General features: G+C 69.3%; 18 protein-coding genes and 1 riboswitch. Of the genes, 16 read left to right on the top strand and 2 right to left on the bottom strand.

Going from position 1 to position 21586, the window contains the following annotated elements:
* Positions 1–38: 38 nt before the first annotated feature.
* From pepP to ACJMK0_RS17095, 5 genes are read left to right on the top strand one after another with little or no spacing between them, the layout of a single operon-like run.
* Positions 39–1343 (top strand): Xaa-Pro aminopeptidase, encoded by a 1305-nt coding sequence (gene pepP / locus ACJMK0_RS17115; RefSeq protein ID WP_405240161.1) that lies wholly within the window; start codon positions 39–41, stop codon positions 1341–1343.
* Positions 1344–1347: 4 nt separating this feature from the next.
* Positions 1348–2607 (top strand): 2-octaprenyl-6-methoxyphenyl hydroxylase, encoded by a 1260-nt coding sequence (gene ubiH, locus ACJMK0_RS17110; protein WP_405240159.1) that lies wholly within the window; start codon positions 1348–1350, stop codon positions 2605–2607.
* On the top strand, positions 2604–3815 hold the full coding sequence (locus ACJMK0_RS17105) for a UbiH/UbiF/VisC/COQ6 family ubiquinone biosynthesis hydroxylase (protein ID WP_405240157.1): 1212 nt from the start codon (positions 2604–2606) through the stop codon (positions 3813–3815). The genes ubiH and ACJMK0_RS17105 overlap by 4 nt, the downstream gene beginning before the upstream one ends.
* 16 nt (positions 3816–3831) lie before the next feature.
* Complete coding sequence (locus tag ACJMK0_RS17100; RefSeq protein WP_405240155.1) at positions 3832–5352, top strand: UUP1 family membrane protein; 1521 nt, start codon at positions 3832–3834, stop codon at positions 5350–5352.
* Positions 5349–6323 carry an alpha-L-glutamate ligase-like protein gene (locus tag ACJMK0_RS17095; protein WP_405240154.1) on the top strand — a complete coding sequence of 325 codons (975 nt, stop codon included), beginning with the start codon at positions 5349–5351 and terminating at the stop codon, positions 6321–6323. Before ACJMK0_RS17100 ends, ACJMK0_RS17095 begins: the two co-directional genes overlap by 4 nt.
* A 73-nt stretch (positions 6324–6396) precedes the next feature.
* Here ACJMK0_RS17095 and phhA read toward each other — a convergent pair whose 3' ends face one another.
* Positions 6397–7200, bottom strand: a complete 804-nt coding sequence (phhA, locus tag ACJMK0_RS17090; RefSeq protein WP_405240153.1) for a phenylalanine 4-monooxygenase — start codon at positions 7198–7200, stop codon at positions 6397–6399.
* A 132-nt stretch (positions 7201–7332) separates the two neighbouring features.
* Here phhA and ACJMK0_RS17085 point away from each other — a divergent pair, with 132 nt between their 5' ends.
* The 9 genes from ACJMK0_RS17085 to ACJMK0_RS17045 all read left to right on the top strand — a co-directional run bounded on the left by ACJMK0_RS17085 (position 7333) and on the right by ACJMK0_RS17045 (position 17391).
* Entirely contained in the window at positions 7333–7785 is a 453-nt protein-coding gene (locus ACJMK0_RS17085; RefSeq protein WP_405234064.1) for an Lrp/AsnC family transcriptional regulator, read from the top strand.
* Between the two features lie 56 nt (positions 7786–7841).
* Positions 7842–7932, top strand: a riboswitch (glycine riboswitch).
* Between the two features lie 145 nt (positions 7933–8077).
* Positions 8078–9163, top strand: a complete 1086-nt coding sequence (gene gcvT / locus ACJMK0_RS17080) for a glycine cleavage system aminomethyltransferase GcvT (protein WP_405240151.1) — start codon at positions 8078–8080, stop codon at positions 9161–9163.
* A gap of 55 nt (positions 9164–9218) precedes the next feature.
* The gene (gene gcvH, locus ACJMK0_RS17075) at positions 9219–9614 is read left to right on the top strand and encodes a glycine cleavage system protein GcvH (RefSeq protein ID WP_405223580.1); all 396 of its coding nucleotides are present in this window, start codon (positions 9219–9221) and stop codon (positions 9612–9614) included.
* A 15-nt stretch (positions 9615–9629) separates the two neighbouring features.
* A complete protein-coding gene (gene gcvPA / locus ACJMK0_RS17070; RefSeq protein ID WP_405240149.1) occupies positions 9630–11012 on the top strand; it encodes an aminomethyl-transferring glycine dehydrogenase subunit GcvPA in 1383 nt (460 codons plus the stop codon).
* A 3-nt stretch (positions 11013–11015) separates the two neighbouring features.
* Positions 11016–11525: a thiol peroxidase gene (gene tpx, locus ACJMK0_RS17065; RefSeq protein WP_405240147.1), complete on the top strand. Its 510-nt coding sequence runs from the start codon at positions 11016–11018 to the stop codon at positions 11523–11525.
* A gap of 19 nt (positions 11526–11544) precedes the next feature.
* Positions 11545–13020 (top strand): aminomethyl-transferring glycine dehydrogenase subunit GcvPB, encoded by a 1476-nt coding sequence (gene gcvPB, locus ACJMK0_RS17060; protein WP_405240146.1) that lies wholly within the window; start codon positions 11545–11547, stop codon positions 13018–13020.
* Positions 13021–13148: 128 nt separating this feature from the next.
* Positions 13149–15941: a trypsin-like peptidase domain-containing protein gene (locus ACJMK0_RS17055; protein WP_405240144.1), complete on the top strand. Its 2793-nt coding sequence runs from the start codon at positions 13149–13151 to the stop codon at positions 15939–15941.
* Positions 15913–16866 carry a M23 family metallopeptidase gene (locus tag ACJMK0_RS17050; RefSeq protein WP_405240142.1) on the top strand — a complete coding sequence of 318 codons (954 nt, stop codon included), beginning with the start codon at positions 15913–15915 and terminating at the stop codon, positions 16864–16866. The genes ACJMK0_RS17055 and ACJMK0_RS17050 overlap by 29 nt, the downstream gene beginning before the upstream one ends.
* Before the next feature lie 45 nt (positions 16867–16911).
* The gene (locus tag ACJMK0_RS17045) at positions 16912–17391 is read left to right on the top strand and encodes a putative molybdenum carrier protein (protein ID WP_405240140.1); all 480 of its coding nucleotides are present in this window, start codon (positions 16912–16914) and stop codon (positions 17389–17391) included.
* A 378-nt stretch (positions 17392–17769) separates the two neighbouring features.
* On the opposite strand, the gene ACJMK0_RS17040 is transcribed toward ACJMK0_RS17045, so the two are convergent.
* Positions 17770–19854 carry a thioredoxin domain-containing protein gene (locus ACJMK0_RS17040; RefSeq protein WP_405240139.1) on the bottom strand — a complete coding sequence of 695 codons (2085 nt, stop codon included), beginning with the start codon at positions 19852–19854 and terminating at the stop codon, positions 17770–17772.
* Positions 19855–19943: 89 nt separating this feature from the next.
* On the opposite strand from ACJMK0_RS17040, the gene lgt reads away from it, so the two are divergent.
* The gene (gene lgt, locus ACJMK0_RS17035; RefSeq protein ID WP_405240304.1) at positions 19944–20783 is read left to right on the top strand and encodes a prolipoprotein diacylglyceryl transferase; all 840 of its coding nucleotides are present in this window, start codon (positions 19944–19946) and stop codon (positions 20781–20783) included.
* 3 nt (positions 20784–20786) lie between these two features.
* Positions 20787–21581: a thymidylate synthase gene (thyA, locus tag ACJMK0_RS17030; RefSeq protein ID WP_405240137.1), complete on the top strand. Its 795-nt coding sequence runs from the start codon at positions 20787–20789 to the stop codon at positions 21579–21581.
* Positions 21582–21586: the final 5 nt, after the last annotated feature.

Genomic DNA, 21586 nt, shown 5'->3' with positions numbered 1-21586 from the left:
CCGCGGGGGGCGCCGACCCGGCCGACCGACAGGATCCTATGAACCCGAAAGAATTCGCCAGACGCCGCCGCCAGCTGATGCGCATGATGGGCCGCGACTCCATCGCCATCCTGCCTGCCGCGCCCCTGCGGCATCGCAGCCGCGACGTGGAGTTCGGCTATCGTCAGGACAGCGACTTCTATTACCTCACCGGTTTCGCCGAGCCCGAAGCCGTGGCCGTGCTGGTGCCGGAGCGCGAGCAGGGCGAGTTCGTGCTGTTCTGCCGCGAGCGCGACGCCGAACGCGAGCAGTGGGACGGGCATCGTTCCGGCACGGAGGGGGCGGTCGAGACCTATGGAGCCGACGACGCCTTCCCGGTGGCCGACATCGACGACATCCTGCCCGGCCTCATGGAGTCGAAACCGCGGGTGTTCTACACCATGGGCATCTACCAGGAATTCGACCACCGGGTGACCGAGTGGGTGAACACGCTACGCCGCACCGTGAAGTTGGGCGGCCATACGCCGCAGGAGTTCGTGGCGCTGGATCACCTGCTGCACGACATGCGCCTGTACAAGAGCCGCGCGGAGATCGCCGCCATGCGCAAGGCGGCGAAGATCGCCGTAGACGCGCACAAACGGGCGATGCAGGTGACGCGACCGGGCATGCACGAATACGAGGTGGAAGCCGAGTTCCTGCACGAGTTCCGCCGGCGCCGGGCCGAGCCGTCCTATCCGCCGATCGTGGGCGGGGGCGCGAATGCGTGCATCCTCCATTACACGGACAATGCGGCCGAACTCGCCGACGGCGATCTGCTGCTGATCGATGCCGGCTGCGAGTACGACTATTACGCCTCGGACGTCACGCGCACGTTCCCGGTGAACGGGCGCTTCACGCCGGAGCAGCGCGCGGTCTACGAGGTCGTGCTGGAGGCGCAGCTCGCCGCCATCGACAAGACTCGCGCCGGCAATCACTGGAACGACCCCCATGATGCGGCGGTGCGTGTGATCACCAAAGGGCTGAAGAAGCTGAAGCTGCTGGACGGCAGCCTGCCGCGGCTGTTGAAGGACGAGGCTTACAAGCCGTTTTTCATGCACCGCACCGGTCACTGGATCGGCATGGACGTGCACGACGTCGGCGACTACAAGGTGGGCGACGAATGGCGGGTGCTGGAGCCGGGCATGGTCACCACCGTGGAGCCGGGCATCTATATCCCGGCGAAGCGCGGCATTCCGAAACGCTACGCGGGCATCGGCGTGCGCATCGAGGACGACGTGGCCGTGACCCGCGACGACCCGGACGTGCTGTCGAAGGGTCTGGCGAAGGACCCGGACGAGGTCGAGGCGCTCATGGCGTCGGGATGAGACCATGACCGAGCGATACGACATCATCATCGCGGGTGGCGGCATGGTGGGCGCGAGCCTCGCGCGGGCGCTCGCGCCGCTGGGCCTGCGCGTGGCCGTCGTGGAGCCGGTGGAACCTGGTGCCGCCGCCCAGCCGAGCTTCGACGACCGTTCCACGGCGCTGTCGCGAGCCAGCCAGCGGGCGTTCACCGCCATGGGCCTGTGGCCCGCCATCGCGGCGGCGGCCACGCCCATCCGCGCCATCCACGTCTCGGACCGGGGCAGCTTCGGTTTCTGCCGCATCGAGGCTGAAGAACAGGGCGTGGAAGCCCTGGGCTACGTCGTCGTGAACCGGGTACTGGGACAGACCCTGCTCGCGAGCCTGGCGCAAGAGGGCGGACCGCAACTCTATCGCCCCGCGCGGATCACCGCGGTGACGCAGACGGAAGAGTCGGTGACCGCCACCGTGGCGTGGGGGGATGGCCATGACGGTGGCGACGGCGATGGCGATGGCGATGGCGAGGAGCGCCTGGAGGCGGCGCTGCTCGTGGCAGCCGACGGGGCACGGTCGGCGGTGCGCGCCGCCGTCGGCATCGGCATGCGCGAGCGTCCCTACGGACAGGTGGCCATCACCGGCAACCTGGCGACGTCCCGCCCCCACGACAACGTCGCCTACGAGCGCTTCACGAAGGACGGACCGGTGGCGCTGCTGCCGTTCACGGAAGGCCGCAGCGCCTTCGTCTGGACACTGCCGCCCGCAGAGGCGGAGCGGGTGACGGCGCTGGACGACGACGCGTTCCTGGCTGAGTTCCAGGCCGTTTTCGGCTGGCGTCTCGGCCGCCTGAGCCGGGTGGGCCGCCGGGTGGCCTATCCGCTGGCGCTTACCCGCGCGGAGCACCTGCATGCGGGCCGCGTGGTCGCGATCGGCAACGCGGCGCACGGGCTGCATCCGGTGGCGGGACAGGGCTACAACCTGGGCATGCGCGACGTGGCGGCGCTGGCCGACCTCGTCGCCGAGGCCATCGCGGAGGGCGGCGATCCGGGCAGTCCCGCGCTGCTCGCGCGCTATGCGGACTGGCGCCGCGGCGATCAGCGCAAGGTGGTGGGCTTCACCGACGGCCTGGTGCGGCTGTTTGGCAGCGAGCTGGAGACGGCCCGCGCCGCCCGCGGTATCGGCATGCTCGGTCTGGATATCATTCCCGGCGCGAAGCGGGCGTTCGCGCGGCATACCATGGGGTTGGCCGGGCGCCTGCCGCGTCTGTCACGGGGGGTGCCGCTCAGGTGAGGCCGGAGGTCGACGTCGCCATCGTCGGAGCGGGCATGGTCGGCCTCGCGCTGGCCGCCCTGCTGCGCCGGGAAGACGAATCGCTGCGCCTCGCCGTGATCGATGCCGGCGTCCCGCCGTCCTTCGACGAAAGCGCCGACGTCGGCCTGCGCGTCTCCGCGGTCTCGCCCGGCTCCGCCGCGCTGCTGGCGTGCTGCGGTGCGTGGGAGGCGGTGGAACGCACGCGCATCGGGACCTACGGCGCCATGTGCGTCTGGGACGCCCGCGGCCGCGCCGACGGCGGCGAGGCCGTGCGCTTCGGCGCCGACGAACTGGGCCTGCCGGAACTCGGGCACATCGTCGAGAACGAGTTGATCCGGGACGCGCTCTACGGCGCGCTGGGCCGCGAGGAAGCCGGGCTGCGCTGGCATTTCGGCGCCCGGGTCGAGGGATTCGAGGCGGGCGAGCGTGCGGCCAGGCTCGTGCTCGCCGACGGCGGCTGCGTCGACGCTGCGTTGGTCGTGGGTGCGGACGGTGCCCGTTCCGCCGTGCGCGGGCTGGCGGGACTGCCGGTGCGCAGCCGGCGTTATCCCCAGGATGCCCTCGTGACCCACGTGCGGCCCGAGCGCGACCATCGCCGGACCGCGTGGCAGCGCTTCCTGGCGACCGGGCCCGTGGCACTGCTACCGCTGGGCGACGGGCGCTGTTCCGTCGTCTGGTCCACCGCAACCGCGGAGTGCGAGCAGCTGATGACCCTCGACGACGACCAGCTGGGCGCGCGCCTGACCGAGGCCACGGACGGCGTGCTCGGCACGCTCACGGTGGCCGGTCCGAGGGGGAGCTTCCCGCTGGCCGCCTCGTATGCCCCGGACTATGTCGGCCATCGGCTGGTGCTGGCCGGCGACGCGGCCCATGCGGTGCATCCGCTGGCCGGTCAGGGCGTGAATCTGGGTTTCAGCGACGCCGGCGAACTGGCGCGCTGTATCGCGGCGGCCCGGCGCGGCGGCGAGGATCCCGGCGACCGGCCCGTGCTGCGGCGCTACGAGCGGGCGCGCAAGGGCGAGAACATGCGCACGCTGCTGTTCCTCGATGCGCTGCAGCGTTTCTTCGGCGTGGAGGCGCCGGCCGTGGCCCGGATCCGCATGGACGGCATGCGCCTGTTCAATCGCATCGGCCCACTGAAGCGCATGGCCGTGCGCCATGCCACGGGACTGGCGGAGACGGCCTGACGGCCGCGTGAGCGACATGGGCAGACGCTATCTCATCGTCATCGCCGCGCTGCTCACAGCGACGGGCCTGTCGATGTTCGCCTACAAGTGGCAGGTGCTGGGCCTGCCGGTCACCGAGGACCAGCAGACCAGTGTCTGGACGGTGGAAGCGGCGGTCAGCTTCATCGGCGGGCCGGGCTCGATCAAGGCTACGCTGCAACTGCCCACGCTGATTCCCGGCTACACGCTCATGACCGAGAACTCGGTCTCGAAGGGCTACGGGTTCAGCGTCAATTTCGATAGCGGCGGGCGCGAGGCCCAGTGGGCGATCCGCCGCGCGGACGGTCCGCAGACGCTTTACTACCGGGCGGTGCTGTACGAGGACCCGTCCAGCCGCCAGTCGGACACGACGCCGCCGTTCCCGCCGCCGCCCACGCTGGAGGAACCCTTCAACACGGCCGTGCAGGTGCTGGTGGGCGAGGTGCGCGAGCAATCCGCGGATCCGGCCTCGTTCACCGCCGAACTGCTGCATCGGCTGAACGACCCCAGTCCCGGGCAGAACGTCGAGCTGCTGCTCAGCCTGTCGGAGACCCGCGCCGGGTTCGTCTCCACGGTCACGAAGATACTGGCCGCTGCACGCATCCCGGCGCGGATGATGCGCGGCATCATGCTGACCGGACAGAGCCGCCAGGCCGAGGTCATCCCCTGGCTGGAAATCCACGACGGCTTTCGCTGGGTGAATTTCGATCCGCTTACCGGCGAGGAGGGCCTGCCGGACGATTACCTGGTGTGGTGGCGTGGCAATCAGCCGCTGGCGACGGTGCAGGGCGGCAGCGGGCTCGAAGTGAACCTCGCCGTACAGGAGAACCAGCTCGATACCCTTGAGGTGGCCGGTCAGCGCGCCGAGAAACGCCGCTCCCGGCTGGTGGAGTTCTCCCTGTTCAGCCTGCCCATCCGTACCCAGGCGGTGTACGCCGTGCTGCTGATGATCCCGATCGGCGCGCTCGTGATGGTGTTCATGCGCAATTTCGTCGGGGTGGAGACCTTCGGCACGTTCATGCCGGTGCTGATCGCGCTTGCGTTCCGGGAGACGCAGCTGATCGGCGGCATTCTCCTGTTCACGCTGCTGGTATCTCTGGGTCTGTCGATCCGCTTCCTGCTGGAGCGCCTCAGGTTGTTGCTCGTGCCCAGGCTGACGGCCGTGCTGATCGTCGTGGTGTTGCTGATGCTGCTGATCAGCATCGTCTTCCACAAGCTCGGCATCGAGACCGGTCTCTCGGTCGCGCTGTTTCCGATGGTAATCATCGCCATGACCATCGAGCGGATGTCCGTCATCTGGGAGGAGCGCGGGCCGCGGGATGCCCTCAAGGCGGGGGTGGGCAGCCTGCTGGTGGCGGCGCTCGCTTATCTGGCGATGGGCATCGACTGGCTGCAGCACATCGTGTTCACGTTCCCCGAGCTGCTCCTGATCGTGCTGGCGCTCGTGTTGCTGGCCGGCCGCTATACGGGCTATCGGCTGGTGGAGCTCGCGCGCTTTCGCGGTGTGCTGGAGCGATGAGCCTGCGCCTTTTCAATCCTGCCGTCAGGGCGCGGGCGCTGCGCAAGGCGGGCGTCCTCGGCCTGAACCTGCGCAACGCGCGGTTCATCATGGAGCACAATCAGCGCCGCTTTTATCCGCGGGTGGACGACAAGGTACTCACGAAGAAGCTCGCCATCGAGGCGGGCATGGCGGTACCCGAACTCTACGGGATCATCGACAACCAGGGCGATACCGGCCGCATCCCCGAGATCGTGGGCGATCACCAGAGCTTCGTGGTGAAGCCCGCCCACGGCAGCGGCGGCGACGGCATCGTCGTGGTGTCGGGCCGGCGCCGCGACCGTTATCGGCTGGTGGACGGCCAGATCTGGGACGGCGACACCCTCGATTTCCACATCTCTAACATCGTCGGCGGCCAGTACAGCCTCACCGGCGAGCCGGATACGGCGCTGATCGAGTACTGCGTGCAGTTCGATCCGCTGTTCGAGCAGGTCAGTTTCCAGGGCGTGCCGGACATCCGGGTGATCACCTACCGGGGCTATCCGGCGATGGCCATGGTGCGTCTGCCCACCAAGGCGTCACACGGCAAGGCAAACCTGCACCAGGGTGCCGTCGGCGCGGGTATCGACATGGCCGGGGGCGTCACGCTGGACGGTGTCAGAGGCAACGAGATCGTGGAGGAGCATCCGGATACCTATCACCCTATTGCCGGCCTCAGGATTCCCGAGTGGGATTTCATCCTGACTTCGGCAGCAAGGGCCATCGACGTGACCGGCCTTGGCTACGTCGGCGTGGACATGGTGCTCGACCGGGATCTCGGCCCGCTGATCCTGGAGATGAACGCGCGCCCCGGACTCAACATCCAGCTGGCCAACCGGGCAGGCCTGCGGCCCCGGCTGGAGACGGTGGACCGGGACTATGATGCGGCGGCGACGCCGGCGCAGCGGGCGGCGTTCGCCCGGGAACGATTCCCGGCGCACGGAGCCATGTAGGAGGCATGTAGGAGGGCCTTCAGGCCCGATTCGAAAGATGGATCGGGCCTGAAGGCCCTCCTACGGTTTTGGTTCAGGCGCTCTTCGCTTCCGGCAGCGGCGGGAATTTCGGCGGCCGGTCGCCCAGTCTGCGCGCCTCCCGGATCATCGCCGACAGGTCGCTCCTGGCCAGATCGAACAGCTGGTCGAAGCTCTCCAGCACGAAGTACAGCGGCTGGTAGATGTCGATGCGGTAGGGGGTGCGCAGCGCTTCGATCGGATCGAAGGGCACGCGTTCCGGTTCGTCGCTTTCCACCGCATAGCGGGTCTCACCCGGCGAGGAGCAGATGCCCGCGCCGTAGCTGCGAATGCCTTCGTCGGTCTCGACCAGGCCGAACTCCACGGTGAACCAGTAGAGCCGCGCCAGCATCTCGCGGTCGGCGTCGCTCGCCGCCAGACCGGCCTTGCCGTAGGCCTCAGTGAAGGCGGCGAACCGGCTGTCCGTGAGGTGGGGCGTGTGGCCGAAGATCTCGTGGAAGATGTCCGGCTCTTCCAGGTAATCCAGTTCCTCGGGGGCGCGGATGAACGAGGCCGCCGGGAACATCCGGTTCGCCAGCAGCGAGAAGAACTCGTCCAGCGGTATCAGCGCCGGCACCGGCCTGACGCCCCAGCCCGTGCATTCGCGCAGCACGGCGGAGACCTCCGGACACTGGGGCACCCGGTCCTCGGGCAATCCCAGCACGTCCAGCGCGTCCACGAACGCGCGGCAGGCCCGCCCCGGCAGCACCTGCTTCTGGCGGGTGATCAGTTCACGCCAGACGGCATTCTCCGTGTCGGTGTACTGGATCAGGCCGTCGGCGTCCGGTGTCTTCGCGGTGTAGGTGATTCCTTTGCCCATGGTTCTGCCGTTGCTTGTACGTAGGAAAAGAATAACTCCTCCAAGGCGCAAAACAATTTCAAATTTGCATTCTGTAGCGCTTTGGCGGCAATATCCTTTTTCAGATTTTTGTTTAAGAGAAATATACTGCCTATGGACAGTTACGATCGCCGCATCCTCTCGGTGCTGCAGCGCGACGCCCGCATCTCCAATCAGCAGCTCGCGAAGGAGGTGGGGCTGTCGCCCTCGCCGTGCTGGCGGCGGGTCAGGCGGCTGGAGGAGTCGGGCGTCATCGAGCAGTACGTGGCGCGGCTCTCACGCCAGGAGCTCGGCTTCCCGGTGCTGGCCTACGTGCAGATCTCACTGGAGGATCATCATCCCGACACCATCCGGGAGTTCGACGAGATGATCCGCCGCTGCGACGAGGTGCAGGAGTGCTGCTCGATGAGCGGCCAGTACGACTACCTGATCAAGGTGGTCGCGCGGGACATGGAGGGCTACGAGGATTTCCTGAGCGGCAAGCTGCTCCGCCTCACCGGCGTGCAGACGGCCAACACCAGTTTCGTGCTGAAGCAGAAGAAGTCCACCTCCGCCCTGCCGCTGTGACGCCGCGGCCGCTGGTCACCCGGTCGGCGGATAAGTTATGATCCGAAGCTCGATCGACAGGCTCCGCGGGAGAGCATCCGGCACGACCGGATCGCCGAAGGCGCAACTCGCCCGGAAACGCTCAGGCATAGGGACTGCGGACGCTGATTGGCTCTGGAGAGTGGCCGGTAACGGCCCACCGAAGGTGTGCGGCGGAAGGCCCATGGCGAGGCCCGCCCGATCTCTCAGGTAACCGGACAGAGGGGCGATGGACGACCACGTCCGTCGCGTTTCCGTCAACGGAGGAGCCAGCATGGGCAATCGCACACCACTCTACCCCCTGCATGTCGATGCCGGCGCCCGTATCGTGGACTTCGGCGGCTGGGACATGCCGCTGGCCTACGGCTCCCAGCTCGCCGAGCATCGTGCCGTGCGGGAGTCGGCCGGCATGTTCGACGTCTCGCATATGACCGTCGTCGATCTCGCCGGCGACGGGGTCACGGATTTCCTGGCCCGACTGCTGGCGAACAACATCGGCAAGATAGAGGGTACCAACCGGGCTCTGTATACCTGCATGCTGAACGAGGACGGCGGCGTGCTGGACGACCTGATCGCCTATCATCGCGGGCCGGGCGACTACCGCCTGGTGGTCAACGCCGCAACCCGGGAGAAGGACATCGCCTGGATGCGCCGGCAGGCCGAGGGCCACGCCGTCGGGATCACCGAGCGCGCCGATCTTGCCATGCTGGCCGTGCAGGGGCCGGAGGCACGGGAGAAGGCTGCCGCCCTCCTGCCTGCCGACCGGCGCGAGGCGGCGCTGGCCATGAAACCCTTCACCGCCGGCGAGTACGGTGACTATTTCGTCGCCCGCACGGGCTATACGGGTGAGGACGGCTGGGAGATCATCGCCGGCGGAGACACGGTGATCGCCGCCTGGCAGGCGCTGGCCGAGGCCGGCGTGCAGCCCTGCGGCCTCGGCGCGCGCGACACGCTGCGGCTGGAGGCCGGCCTCAACCTGTACGGCTCGGACATGGACGAGACGACGACGCCGCTGGAATCGAACCTCGCCTGGACCGTGGCCTTCGACCCGCCCGGACGGGATTTCATCGGCCGGGCGGCGCTGGAGCGGCAGAAGGAAGCCGGGGTGCCGCGCCGCCTCGTCGGGCTCGTGCTGGAGGGCAAGGGCGTGCTGCGCAACCATCAGCCCGTGCTCGCGGGCGATGCGACGGTGGGCGAGATCACCAGTGGCGGCTTCGGCCCCACCGTGGGCGGGTCCATCGCGCTCGCCCGCATCGATGCCGGGGCGGAAGAGCCTCTGACGGTGGATATCCGCGGGCGGCATCTGCCCGTGCGCATCGTCAGGCCGCCGTTCGTGCGCAACGGCGAAGTGAAAGTCTGACAGCGCTATTCGGACAAGACGATATCCGGCGACGTGCCGGCCAGGAGGAAGAGAGATGAGCGAAGTACCGGGCGACCTGAAATACACGAAAGACCATGAGTGGATCCGCCTCGAGGACGACGGCTCCGTGACGCTCGGCATCACGGATCACGCCCAGGAGTCGCTCGGCGACCTCGTCTTCGTCGAACTGCCCGAGCAGGGCGACAGCGCCGGGACGGGCGACGGCATCGCGGTGGTGGAATCGGTGAAGGCCGCATCGGATGTGTATGCGCCGTTCGAATGCACGGTGGACGAGGTCAACGGCACGCTGGCGGACGAGCCCGAGAAGGTGAACAGCGACCCCTACGGCGACGGCTGGATCGCGCGGCTCACGCCCGCATCGCCGGCGGCACTGGACGACCTGATGGACGCGGAAGCGTACGAACAGCTGCTGGCCGAGGCGGAAGACTGAGCGACGGAGACGAACATGCCTTTCATCCCGCACACCGAAGAAGACATACGCGCGATGCTGGACGCCATCGGCGTGGATTCCATCGAGCGCCTGTTCGAGGAGATTCCGGCAGAGCTGGTCATCGACGAGCTGCCCGGCGTCCCGGACGCGCTGAGCGAGATGGAAGTGACGCGGCTGATGCGCGAGCGCGCGGCGCGGGACGGCTCGCCGCTCTGCTTCATCGGCGCCGGCGCCTACGAGCACCACATCCCGGCGGCGGTCTGGGAGGTCACCACCCGCGGCGAGTTCTACAGCGCCTATACGCCCTATCAGGCGGAGGCGAGCCAGGGCACGCTGCAGGTGATCTACGAGTACCAGACCATGATGGCGGGTCTCACCGGCATGGACGTCTCCAACGCCTCGCTGTACGACGGCGCCTCCGCGCTCGCCGAGGCGGCCCTGATGGCCGTGCGCGCCAACCGCCGGGCGAAGTCGCGGCGCGTGCTGCTGGCCGCCGGCGTGAACCCGGTCTACCGCAAGGTCGCCGAGGCCATTGCCGGCACCCAGGGGCTGGAGTTCGACTACCTGCCGCTGGATCCCGCCACGGGCCTCACACGGCTGGAAGCGCTGGCGGAAGCGGGCGAGCCGCCGGTGGCCGTGGTCATCCAGCAGCCGTCCTTCCTCGGCACGCTGGAAGACATGGACGAGCTGACCGACCGGGCCCGGGCGCTCGGCGCGCTGGTGATCGCGGTGGTGAATCCCACCTCGCTGGCGGTGCTGAAGCCGCCCGGCGAGTGGGGCGAGGAGGGCGCCGACATCGTCTGCGGCGAGGGCCAGCCCCTCGGCGTGCCGTTGTCCTCGGGCGGCCCGTATTTCGGTTTCATGGCCGCCCGCAGGAACTTCGTGCGGCAGATGCCCGGCCGCATCGTCGGCCGCACCGTGGACCTGGACGGCAAGCCCGGCTTCACCCTGACGCTGCAGGCGCGCGAGCAGCACATCCGCCGCTCCAAGGCGACCTCCAACATCTGCACGAACCAGGGACTGATGGTGACGGCGGCCACCATCTATCTGTCGCTGCTGGGCGAGGAAGGCCTGGCCCGTGTGGCCACCGAATGCCATGACCGCACGACGGCGCTGTGCGAGGCGCTGACCGCCATCGACGGCGTGGAAAGCGCGTTCGACACGCCTTACTTCCACGAGGCCCTGCTCAGGCTGGACCGGCCCGTGGCGCCGGTGCTGGCCGAGCTGTCCGCCCGCGGCGTGCTCGGCGGCTACGACGTGAGCGCGGACTATCCGGAGCTGGGCGACGTCCTGCTGGTCTGCGCCACCGAGACCAAGACCGACGGGGATATCCGGCATTACGCCGAGGCGATGGCCGAGGTGCTCGGCGCCGGAAGAGCGGCGCGCGCCGCGGGCTGAGCGATGGCGGGCGTCACATTCCGCGGCAAGCGCTGGAACACGGCCGGCGATCTCCCGGCCGTCGGTTCGCGGGCGCCGGACTTCCGCCTGGTGGACGGCGACCTGCGCAACCTGCACCTCTCCCACTGGCAGGGACGGCGCAAGATCCTGAACATCTTCCCGAGCATCGACACGCCCGTGTGCGGACAGTCCGTGCAGGTCTTCGACCGCCACGCCCGGGAGCACGAGGACATCGTGATGCTGATGATCTCGGTGGACACGCCGTTCGCGCAGCAGCGCTTCGCCCGGGAATGCGAACTCGCGGGGGTGGAGACGCTGTCCGCCATCCGCTCGGAGGGATTCGGCGAGCACTACGGCGTGCTGATCGAGGACGGGCCGCTGGCCGGCTTCTTCGCCCGCGCCGTGCTGGTGCTGGACGAGAACGACACGGTCGTGCATCGCCAGCTGGTCGACGACATCGGCGACGAACCCGACTACGAGGCGGCGCTGAGGGCGCTCGGCTTCGAACAGTAAGACAAGGACGAGGACGAAGATGAGCGACACACTGATATTCGAACGCTCGCGGCCGGGCCGCCGCGCCATGGCCCAGGCGCCCGCCGGCGAGCGGCTGCGCCCGGCGCTGCCGGAGAAGTTCCTGCGCGAGACGCCCACCTCGCTGCCGGCCGTGTCGGAACTGGAGACCGTGCGGCACTACACCCGGCTGTCGCAGAAGAACTTCTCGATCGACACCCACTTCTATCCGCTGGGTTCGTGCACGATGAAGTACAACCCGAAGGCGTGCAACACGCTGGCGATGCTGCCGGAGTTCCTCGGCCGTCATCCCTATGGCGACGCCTCCCACGGCCAGGGTTTCCTGGAGTGCATGTACGAGCTGCAGGACATGCTGAAGGCGGTCACCGGCATGAAGGCGGTCTCGCTGACGCCGATGGCGGGCGCTCAGGGCGAGTTCACCGGCGTCGCCATGATCCAGGCCTACCACCGCGCCCGTGGCGACCACGAACGCAACGAGATCCTGGTGCCCGACGCCGCTCACGGCACCAACCCGGCCACCGCCACCATGTGCGGCTGCAAGGTGGTGGAGCTGCCCACGGACGACACCGGCGACGTCGACCTGGACGCGCTGCGCGAGGCCGTGGGGCCGAAGACGGCGGGCATCATGCTCACCAATCCGTCGACGCTGGGCGTGTTCGAGCGCCACATCCTGGAGATCTCGCGCATCGTCCACGACGCGGGCGGTCTCATGTACTACGACGGCGCCAACCTGAATGCCGTGCTCGGCAAGGTTCGGCCCATCGACATGGGCTTCGACGTCATCCACATGAACCTGCACAAGACCTTCTCCACGCCCCACGGGGGCGGCGGGCCGGGCTCCGGCGCGGTGGGCGTGGGCGACAAGCTCGCGCCCTACCTGCCCATCCCCATGGTCGGCCGGGAGGAGACCCCGACCGGCGTGCGCTACCGCTGGCTGGACGAGCGCGACCGGCCGGATACCATCGGCCGGCTGTCCGGCTTCATGGGCAATGCGGGCGTCCTGCTTCGGGCCTACGTCTACATGCGGATGGTCGGCCGCGACGGCATGCGCCGCATCGCCGAGTTCGCCACGCTGAACGCCAATTACCTGCTGGCGCGCCTGCGCGACGAGGGCTTCGATCTCGCCTTCCCGGACCGTCGTGCCAGCCACGAGTTCATCGTGACCCTCAGGCGGCAGGCGAAGACGCTGCACGTCACCGCCATGGACTTCGCCAAGGCGCTGCTCGACCACGGCTATCACGCGCCGACCACGTATTTCCCCCTGCTGGTGCCGGAGTGCCTGTTGATCGAGCCCACCGAGACCGAGTCGAAGGAGATGCTCGACGGCTTCGTCGCCGCGATGGTCGCCATCGCCGAGGAGGCGAGCGGCGACGCCGAGCGCGTGCACGGCGCCCCTTACACCACGCCGGTACGCCGTCTGGACGACGTGAAGGCGGCCAAGGAACTCGATCTGGTCTGGCGGCCGGACGCGGCCTGAGCCCGGGTCCGGCGCCGGCGCCGCCCGGCGGCGTGGAACTTTGCGCGCCAGTACCGGACTCAGATGATTGCGATCTGCCACAATGCGGCGCTTTCGCAGCCGTCGCCGGAAGCCTTATCGGGAGCCTCATGAAGCGTATCTCCGTCATCACACTGCTCGCCCTGCTCCTCGCCGGGCCCCTGTTCGCGGCCGAACGCGAGGCGTGGACCGACACGCTGGAGCGGATCTCCTCGGGGGTCGTCTCCATCCGGGTGGATGCCACCCGCGCGTTCGATACCGACTGGAACACCTCGACCCAGGCCACCGGCTTCGTGGTGGACGCGGAGCGCGGCCTGATCCTCACCAACCGCCACGTGGTGACGCCGGGGCCGGTGGTGGCCGAGGCGGTATTCCTGAACAACGAAGAGGTGCCGCTCACACCGGTCTACCGGGATCCCGTCCACGACTTCGGGTTCTTCAGCTACGACCCGGGCGCCCTGCGCTTCATCGAGCCGGCCGAGCTGGAGCTCTCGCCGGCAGGCGCGCGCACGGGCCGTGAGATCCGCGTGGTGGGCAACGACGCGGGGGAGCAGCTCTCGATCCTGGCCGGCACCATCGCCCGGCTCGACCGCCAGGCGCCCGAGTACGGCCGCGGCAAGTACAACGACTTCAATACCTTCTACCTGCAGGCGGCCTCCGGCACCTCCGGCGGCTCGTCCGGCTCGCCGGTGGTGGATATCGACGGCCGCGTCGTCGCGCTGAATGCCGGGGCCAATTCGAGCGCCGCCTCCAGTTTCTTCCTGCCGCTGGACCGCATCGAGCGGGCGCTGGAACTCATCCGCGCCGGCGAGCCCGTCAGCCGCGGGACGCTGCAGACGGTGTTCGTGCGCAGGCCCTACGACGAACTCGTCCGGCTCGGGCTGGACCCGGAGACGGAAGCGGCGGCGCGGGCGGCGCACCCGGAGCAGACCGGCATGCTGACGGTGGCCGAAGTGCTGCCGGATTCTCCCGCGGATGGCCTGCTGGAGGTGGGCGACGTGCTCGTGCGGCTGAACGGGGAGATCGTCACCGAGTTCGTGCCGCTGAGTGCCGTGCTGGACGACAGCGTGGGCGGGACCGTGCGGCTGGAGCTGCGCCGCGGCGGCAGCGTGATCGAGCACGACGTCCGCGTGCAGGACCTGCACGCCATCACGCCGGACGAGTACATCGAGTTCGGCGATGCCGTGCTCCATCGGCTGTCCTACCAGCAGGCCCGCCACTACAACCGCCCGGTCGACGGCGTGTACGTCGCCAACCCGGGTTACGTGCTCAGCAATTCCGCCATCCCCCGTGCGGCGGTCCTCACGGAGCTGGACTCGCAACCCGTGAGCGATCTCGACGACCTGGAGTCCGTGCTGGACGGGCTGGCCGACGGCGAGCGCACCTCGATCCGTTTCGTGAGTCTGGAGGACCCGCGCACCAGTCAGCTGCGCTCGCTGCGCATCGACCGGCGCTGGTTCCCGTCGAAACGCTGCCGCCGCGACGACGACACCGGCCTGTGGCCCTGCCGGGAACTGGCGGCCGGCCCGCCGCCGGAAATGCCGGCAGTGGCCAGCACCCGCTTCCCGCCCTACGACGACCGCCGCGCCGAGGCGCTGGCACCGTCGCTGGTGCTGGTGAACTTCGACCTGCCCTACACCATCTCGGGCGTCGCGGAACGGCACTACTACGGTACGGGTCTCGTCGTCGACGCGGAGCGGGGGCTGGTGGTCGTCGACCGCAACACGGTGCCGGTGGCGATGGGCGACGTCCACATCACCTTCGCCGGTTCTCTCGAGGTGCCCGGCCGGGTGGAGTACGTCCATCCGCTGCACAACCTGACCATCGTCTCCTACGATCCCGCACTGATCGGCGACACCCCCGTCCGGTCGGCCCGCTTCAACACCTCGCCGGCCGAGTCGGGCGATGCCGTGTGGGTGGTCGGCCTGAAGCCGGACCACCGGCTCGTGCATCAGCAGACCCGGGTGGCCTCGGTCGATGCGCTCGTCCTGCCGCTGTCGCGGACCTTGCGCTTCAGGGATACCAACCTGGAGGCGCTCACCGTCGTGAACGCGCCGGATCAGGTGGACGGCGTGCTGGCGGACGAGCGTGGACGGGTGGTCTCGTTGTGGTCGAGTTTTGCCTACCAGGGCGGCGGCGAGACCAGCCAGGTCAACAAGGGCGTGCCGGCCGACCTGGTTGAGGAATTCGTGGATCTGGTCCGTTCGGGCGGCACGCTGTATTCGCTGGAGGCGGAGCTGGCCTACCTGCCGCTTGCCGCGGCCCGCAAGCTGGGTCTGCCGGAGGAGTGGGCGGCGCGGCTGGAGCGCCACCATCCCGAGCAGCGCCGCGCCCTGCAGGTGAAGCGTCTCGTGGCCGGCTCGCCGGCGGCCCGCCTGCTCAACAACGGCGACATCCTCCTCAGTATCGACGACGAGGTGGTGAATACCTTCCGCGACGTGGAGCGCGCGATGCAGAAGCCCTCGGTGAAACTCGCCGTGTGGCGGCGGGGCAGTGTGCGGGAAATGGAGGTGGCCACGGTCGCGCTGGACGGCACGGGCATCGACCGGGCCATGATGTGGGCCGGCGCCCTGCTGCAGAAGCCGCACCGGGCGATGGCGGCCCAGCGGGGGATCGACCCCAGCGGCGTCTACGTGGCCTATTTCAGTTACGGCTCGCCGGCCACGCGCTACGGTCTGTGGGCCGGGCGGCGCATCGTCGAGGTGGACGGCCGGCCCACGCCCGACCTCGACGCCTTCCTGGAGGCCGTCCGCGGCAAGGAGCACAGGGAGTCGGTGCGGCTGAAGACGGTGAACTGGAACCTGGCCGTCGAGGTGATCACGCTGAAGCTCGACAAGCAGTACTGGCCGGCCTACGAAATCCGGCGCACCGGTGATGGCTGGGAGCGCCGCCCGCTGGGCTGATCGCATGGGCCTCGGCGTGGTGCTCCTCGCCGCGGTCCTGCCGGCCGCCGCGGCGGCCGGCGATACCCTGTACAAGTACCGGGGCGACGACGGTCAGTGGGTCTACACCGACCGGCGTCCCGCCGCCGCGCAGGACGTGGAGGTGCGCCCGCTGGCGTCCTCGTCGGACGACGGCCTGGTGATCCGGCGGCGCGAGACCGACAGCGGCTTCGAGGTCATCGCCGAGAATCGCCGTTACGTGCCGGTGGAACTCGTCCTCGCCGCGATGGATCTCGACAATCTCGAGCCGGTGGCCGAGCGCGACGTGCGCACCACCATACCCGCGCGCACCGGCTCCGTGGTGCTCGGCCTCGACCGCGTGGACCCGGCGGTACCCGGCCGTTTCCGTTTCCGCTACGAGTCGCTGCCGGGCGACCCGGCCGCCAGCCACGATCCGGACGTGCTGTACCGGTTCCCGTTTGCTGCGGCCACGCGCCACCGCGTCACCCAGGCCTGGCCGGACACGAGCACCCACGACACCCTGGCGAGCCGGCATGGCGTGGACGTCGCGGTGCCGGTCGGCACGGGCGTCTACGCGGCACGTGCGGGCACCGTGTTCGAGGTGGCCGCCCGGCACTTCACCGGCGGCACGGACCGGGAGCGGGACCTGCCGCGGGCCAATCTGGTGCGCATCGTCCACGACGACGGCACCATGGCGGTGTACGCCCACCTGAACTGGGATTCGATCCGGGTACGGCCCGGCGAGAAGGTCGCCCGCGGCCAGTACATCGCCGACTCCGGCAACACCGGCTACACCACCGGCCCGCACCTGCACTTCGCCGTGCAGCGCAACGCCGGGCTGCGGCTCGAATCCGTGCCGGTGCGCTTCGCCGGCCCCCGGGGTCCGGTCACGCCGGAGACCGGCAGGGAGATCACCGCTTTTTGACCCCGTTCCTGTTGCCGGCGGCCGGCGCCGCCGTATGATGGTGCCGTGAAGAATCGCCAGATCAGGATCGTCTCCGGCGGGCAGACCGGTGTGGACCGGGGCGCGCTCATCGCGGCGCTGGACCGCGGCGTGCCCTGCGGCGGCTGGTGTCCCGCCGGCCGCAAGGCCGAGGACGGCGCCATACCGCCCTTCTTCCCCATGCGCGAACTGCCGGACGAGGACTATCCCGCCCGCACCCTGAAAAACGTGCAGGACAGCGACGGCACCGCCGTGATCTTCTTCTCCGCGCTGGAAGGCGGCACCGAACTCACGGTCGCCTACTGCCGCCGCGAGCGCAAACCCTACCTGCTGCTCGACGCTCACGAGATGGACACGGCAGAAGCCGCACGGCGCATCGGCGAGTTCGTCGCCGGGCACGGCATCGGCACGCTGAACGTGGCGGGCCCGCGCGCCAGCCGCCATCCGGCGGCGCAGGCCTGGGCGCGCGCCGCGGTCCGCGAGTTCCTGGAGAACCTCCCCCGCTAACCGGTAGGAGGGCCTTCAGGCCCGATCCCTCGTTTCTCCTGACGTGGGCCCGCCATCGGGTGGGTGAGGGTCGCGGGGACGCTCATGTGGGAGGGCCTTTAGGCCCGATCTTCGCCTCAGGTGGCCGAGCGCTGATCGGGGCCGAAGCCCCTCCTACATGCCCATCGAGGCCTGCGCTGCATCGAGGACGACCCCGCAACCCTCACCCACCCGCTGACGGGCCCGTAGCCTAGAGGCTTGGCACCAGTCAGCAGGCGCTGCTGACTGGCAGCCCCTGCATGCCACCACGAGGCGGCCGTCATGCGGGGGTATCCATCGCCGCGACCCTTTGTCGGGAGCAAGATGGATACCCCCGCAGGGCGGCCATGAAAGAACGAATCAGCGCTTGTGGCCAAGGAGGGCGGCCAGGGCCGGCCAGGTGGTGACGGGCAGCGAGCAGCGGGTGCCTTCGCAGATGTAGGCCACCGGGCCGTCGGCCGCCGGCTCGCGCAGGGCGAGGTGGCCGGGCAGATCCTTCTCCGCCGCCGGGATGGCGAACACCAGCCGGCGCGGCGCATAGATGCCGGCCGCGTTGCGCGCCCACCGTCCGATCTCGGCCGGATCGCCGCGCAGGATCACCAGCTCCGGCGGCTGCAGGTATTCCTCCAGCGCCGTGATGAGGCTGACGTGGCCGTGGGGGTACTCCGTCATGGCCTGCCAGGCGGCCCGCAGTGTGCGCTCGGCGGCCGCCACGTAGCGCTCCTCGCCGAGCAGGAAGCCCAGCCGCAGCAGCGCGCGCGCGGCGATGCCGTTGCCCGACGGGATGGCTTCGTCGGCCAGGGGTTTCGAGCGGTGCAGCAGAGCCTCGTGGTCGTCGGCGGTGAAGAAGAAGCCGCCGTTGTCGGCATCCTCGAAATGCGCCAGCAGCAGCTCGGCGAGTTCGATGGCGAAGCGGAGGTGATCGGCGTCCCAGCGCGCCTGCGCGAGCTCGAGCAGCGCGTCGGCCAGCAGCGCGTGGTCGTCCAGGTAGGCGGGGAAACGGGCGCGTCCGTCCTTGTACGTCGCGAGCAGGCGGCCGTCACGCCAGAGTTCCTGCCGCAGGAATGCGGTGGCGCCGGCCGCCGCGTCGATCAGATCGTCACGGGCGAGGGCGCGCCCCGCGACGGCGAGGCCGCGGATGGCCAGCGCATTCCAGCTCGTCAGGATCTTCTCGTCCCGTCCCGGGCGCACGCGCTGTTCGCGGGCGCGCAGCATGGCCTCGCGGGCCCGGTCGATGCGCAGGCGCAGCGCGTCCCCGTCCTCGCCCCGCTCCTCGGCCAGGCGCGCCACCGGCCGGCGCACGTACAGGTGCCAGCGGCCCTCGAAGTTGGGCGCCTCGTCCAGGCCGAAATGCGCGGCCACGAGGGGGAAGTCCTGGTCGCCGGCGGCCGCGCGCGCCGTCTCGGGCGTCCACACGTAGTAGCGGCCTTCCTCGCCCTCGGAATCGGCATCCAGCGACGAGTAGAAGCCGCCGCCGGGCGCGCGCATCTCGCGCAGCATCCAGTCGGCGGTCTCGCCGGCCACCCGGCTCATCTCCGCATCCCCGCCGGCCAGTCCGAGTTCCGCGTACAGGGCGAGCAGCGGGCCGTTGTCGTAGAGCATCTTCTCGAAATGAGGTATGAGCCACTGTGCGTCGACCGAGTAGCGGCAGAAGCCGCCGCCGATCTGGTCGAAGAGGCCGCCCTCGGCCATGCGGGTGAGGGTGAGCGCCGCCATGTACAGCGCCTGCACGTCTGGCTCTTCCTCGCCGGCGCTGGCCCGCCAGTGGCGCAGCAGCCGCTCCAGGGTGGCGGGGTGGGGGAACTTCGGCGCGTCGCCGAAGCCGCCGTAGCGCTCGTCGAAGCGCTCCGCGAGGCTCTCGCGCGCCTTCGCGAGCGGCGTGCCGTCCAGCACGATGCCTTCGGCGGGCTCCGGGTCCAGCCTGGGGAAGATGTCGGCGAGCTGGCGGCCCTGGTTGCGGACTTCCTCCGGGTTCTGGCGGAAGTACTCCGCCACCCGCTGCAGGATGTCGCGGAAAGCCGGCATGCCGTGACGGGGCTCCTTCGGGAAATAGGTGCCGCCGAAGAACGGCAGCTGCTCCTCGGGCGTAAGGAACATGGTCAGCGGCCAGCCGCCCGGGCGCTGGGCGATGAGCTGATGGGCGATCTGGTAGATGCGGTCGATGTCCGGCCGCTCCTCCCGGTCGACCTTGACGTTGACGAACAGCTTGTTCATCAGCGCCGCCGTGTCCTCGTCCTCGAAGGACTCGTGGGCCATGACGTGGCACCAGTGGCAGGCGGAGTAGCCCACGGACAGGAGTATCGGCCGGCCCGTTTCCCGGGCGGTCTCCAGTGCCTCGGGGCCCCAGGGGTACCAGTGCACCGGGTTGGCCGCGTGCTGCAGCAGGTAGGGGCTGGTCTCGTCGGCCAGGCGGTTGGTCTCCCGGCCGCCTTCGGGCGTGGCCATGGCATTCACCTCCCTTCGCGTGGCCGGCCACTATAACGTACGCATCGGCGAGGTGAGGACGCCCCGGCCCGGTGCTAGACTACGCCGCCATGTTCGAATACCCCCGCATCGATCCCGTCATCTTCTCCATCGGTCCCCTCGGCGTGCGCTGGTACGGGCTGATGTACCTGGTCGGCTTCGTGGCTGCGTGGCTGCTGGCGCGGCACCGCGCGCAGCGGGCGGACGCACCCGTCACTCCGCAGCAGGTCGACGACCTGATCTTCTACGGCGCGCTGGGCGTGATGCTCGGCGGGCGCATCGGCTACGTCTTCTTCTACGGTCTCGGCGCATGGGCGCAGGACCCGCTGTATCCGTTCAAGATCTGGGAGGGCGGCATGTCCTTCCACGGCGGTCTCATCGGCGTGATGGTGGCCGTGTGGCTGCTCGGCCGGCGGGTGGGCCACGGCTTCTGGCGGATGACGGATTTCGTGGCGCCGCTGGCGCCCATCGGTCTCGGCGCCGGACGCATCGGCAACTTCATCAACGGCGAGCTGTGGGGCAGGCCCACGGATCTGCCCTGGGGCTTCCGGGTCCCCGACGACGTCTTCCAGGGCTTCCGGCCGGGCCCGGAGGTGCTGCACCCCTCCCAGCTGTACGAGGCGCTGCTGGAGGGGCTGGTGCTGTTCGTCATTCTGTGGGTCTACTCGGCACGTCCGCGTCCCACCATGGCGGTCTCGGGGCTGTTCCTGCTGTTCTACGGCATCTTCCGCACGGCGGTGGAGTTCGTGCGCCTGCCGGACTATGGCGAGTACGTGGCGTTCGGCTGGCTCACGAGGGGCCAGGTGCTGAGCGTGCCGATGATCGTGGCCGGCCTGATCGTGCTCGCCCTGGCCTATCGTCACGGGGGCCGGCAGAGGGGCAGGCCCGGCGGACCCGCGACCGGGAGCTGACGGATGAGGCAGTACCTGGAGATGATGCGGCGGGTGCGCGAGGAGGGGGTGCGCAAGGACGACCGCACCGGCACCGGCACCCTCAGCGTGTTCGGTCACCAGATGCGCTTCGACCTCGGCGAGGGCTTCCCGATGGTCACCACCAAGAAGCTGCATACCCGCTCCATCATTCACGAGCTGCTGTGGTTCCTGCAGGGCGACACCAACACCGCCTACCTGCGCGAGAACGGGGTGACGATCTGGGACGAGTGGGCCGACGAGAACGGCGACCTCGGCCCGATCTACGGCGCGCAGTGGCGCTCCTGGCCCACGCCGGACGGCGGCCACATCGACCAGCTGTCGCGGGTGCTGGAGCAGCTCAAGAGTGATCCGGACTCGCGCCGCATCATCGTGAGCGCCTGGAACGTGAGCGAACTCGACCGCATGGCGCTGGCCCCCTGCCACGCCTTTTTCCAGTTCTACGTGGCGGAGGGGCGGCTGTCGTGCCAGCTGTACCAGCGCAGCGCCGACATCTTCCTGGGCGTGCCGTTCAACATCGCCTCCTACGCGCTGCTGACCCACATGGTGGCCCAGCAGGCGGATCTCGACGTGGGCGACTTCATCTGGACCGGCGGCGATTGCCATCTGTATCTGAATCACCTGGACCAGGCCGACGAGCAGCTCACGCGCGAGCCGCTGCCGCTGCCGACGCTGGCGCTGAAGCGCCGGCCGCCGACGCTGTTCGACTACCGCTACGAGGACTTCGAGATCCGCGGCTACCGCCACCATCCCCACATCAAGGCGCCGGTGGCCGTCTGACGTGT

This window comes from Lentisalinibacter orientalis, from assembly GCF_040706535.1.
Classification (GTDB): Bacteria; Pseudomonadota; Gammaproteobacteria; order Steroidobacterales; family Woeseiaceae; genus Lentisalinibacter; species Lentisalinibacter orientalis.
This window is presented reverse-complemented; position numbering and strand designations above follow the sequence as displayed.

What these genes read in the sequence shown, in the direction of transcription:
- pepP (WP_405240161.1), top strand. Translation starts at nt 39, where the DNA reads ATGAACCCGAAAGAATTCGCCAGACGCCGCCGCCAGCTGATGCGCATG.
- ubiH (WP_405240159.1), top strand. Translation starts at nt 1,348, where the DNA reads ATGACCGAGCGATACGACATCATCATCGCGGGTGGCGGCATGGTGGGC.
- ACJMK0_RS17100 (WP_405240155.1), top strand. Translation starts at nt 3,832, where the DNA reads ATGGGCAGACGCTATCTCATCGTCATCGCCGCGCTGCTCACAGCGACG.
- ACJMK0_RS17095 (WP_405240154.1), top strand. Translation starts at nt 5,349, where the DNA reads ATGAGCCTGCGCCTTTTCAATCCTGCCGTCAGGGCGCGGGCGCTGCGC.
- phhA (WP_405240153.1), bottom strand. Translation starts at nt 7,200, where the DNA reads ATGGGCAAAGGAATCACCTACACCGCGAAGACACCGGACGCCGACGGC.
- ACJMK0_RS17085 (WP_405234064.1), top strand. Translation starts at nt 7,333, where the DNA reads ATGGACAGTTACGATCGCCGCATCCTCTCGGTGCTGCAGCGCGACGCC.
- gcvT (WP_405240151.1), top strand. Translation starts at nt 8,078, where the DNA reads ATGGGCAATCGCACACCACTCTACCCCCTGCATGTCGATGCCGGCGCC.
- gcvH (WP_405223580.1), top strand. Translation starts at nt 9,219, where the DNA reads ATGAGCGAAGTACCGGGCGACCTGAAATACACGAAAGACCATGAGTGG.
- gcvPA (WP_405240149.1), top strand. Translation starts at nt 9,630, where the DNA reads ATGCCTTTCATCCCGCACACCGAAGAAGACATACGCGCGATGCTGGAC.
- tpx (WP_405240147.1), top strand. Translation starts at nt 11,016, where the DNA reads ATGGCGGGCGTCACATTCCGCGGCAAGCGCTGGAACACGGCCGGCGAT.
- gcvPB (WP_405240146.1), top strand. Translation starts at nt 11,545, where the DNA reads ATGAGCGACACACTGATATTCGAACGCTCGCGGCCGGGCCGCCGCGCC.
- ACJMK0_RS17055 (WP_405240144.1), top strand. Translation starts at nt 13,149, where the DNA reads ATGAAGCGTATCTCCGTCATCACACTGCTCGCCCTGCTCCTCGCCGGG.
- ACJMK0_RS17050 (WP_405240142.1), top strand. Translation starts at nt 15,913, where the DNA reads ATGGCTGGGAGCGCCGCCCGCTGGGCTGATCGCATGGGCCTCGGCGTG.
- ACJMK0_RS17040 (WP_405240139.1), bottom strand. Translation starts at nt 19,854, where the DNA reads ATGGCCACGCCCGAAGGCGGCCGGGAGACCAACCGCCTGGCCGACGAG.
- lgt (WP_405240304.1), top strand. Translation starts at nt 19,944, where the DNA reads ATGTTCGAATACCCCCGCATCGATCCCGTCATCTTCTCCATCGGTCCC.
- thyA (WP_405240137.1), top strand. Translation starts at nt 20,787, where the DNA reads ATGAGGCAGTACCTGGAGATGATGCGGCGGGTGCGCGAGGAGGGGGTG.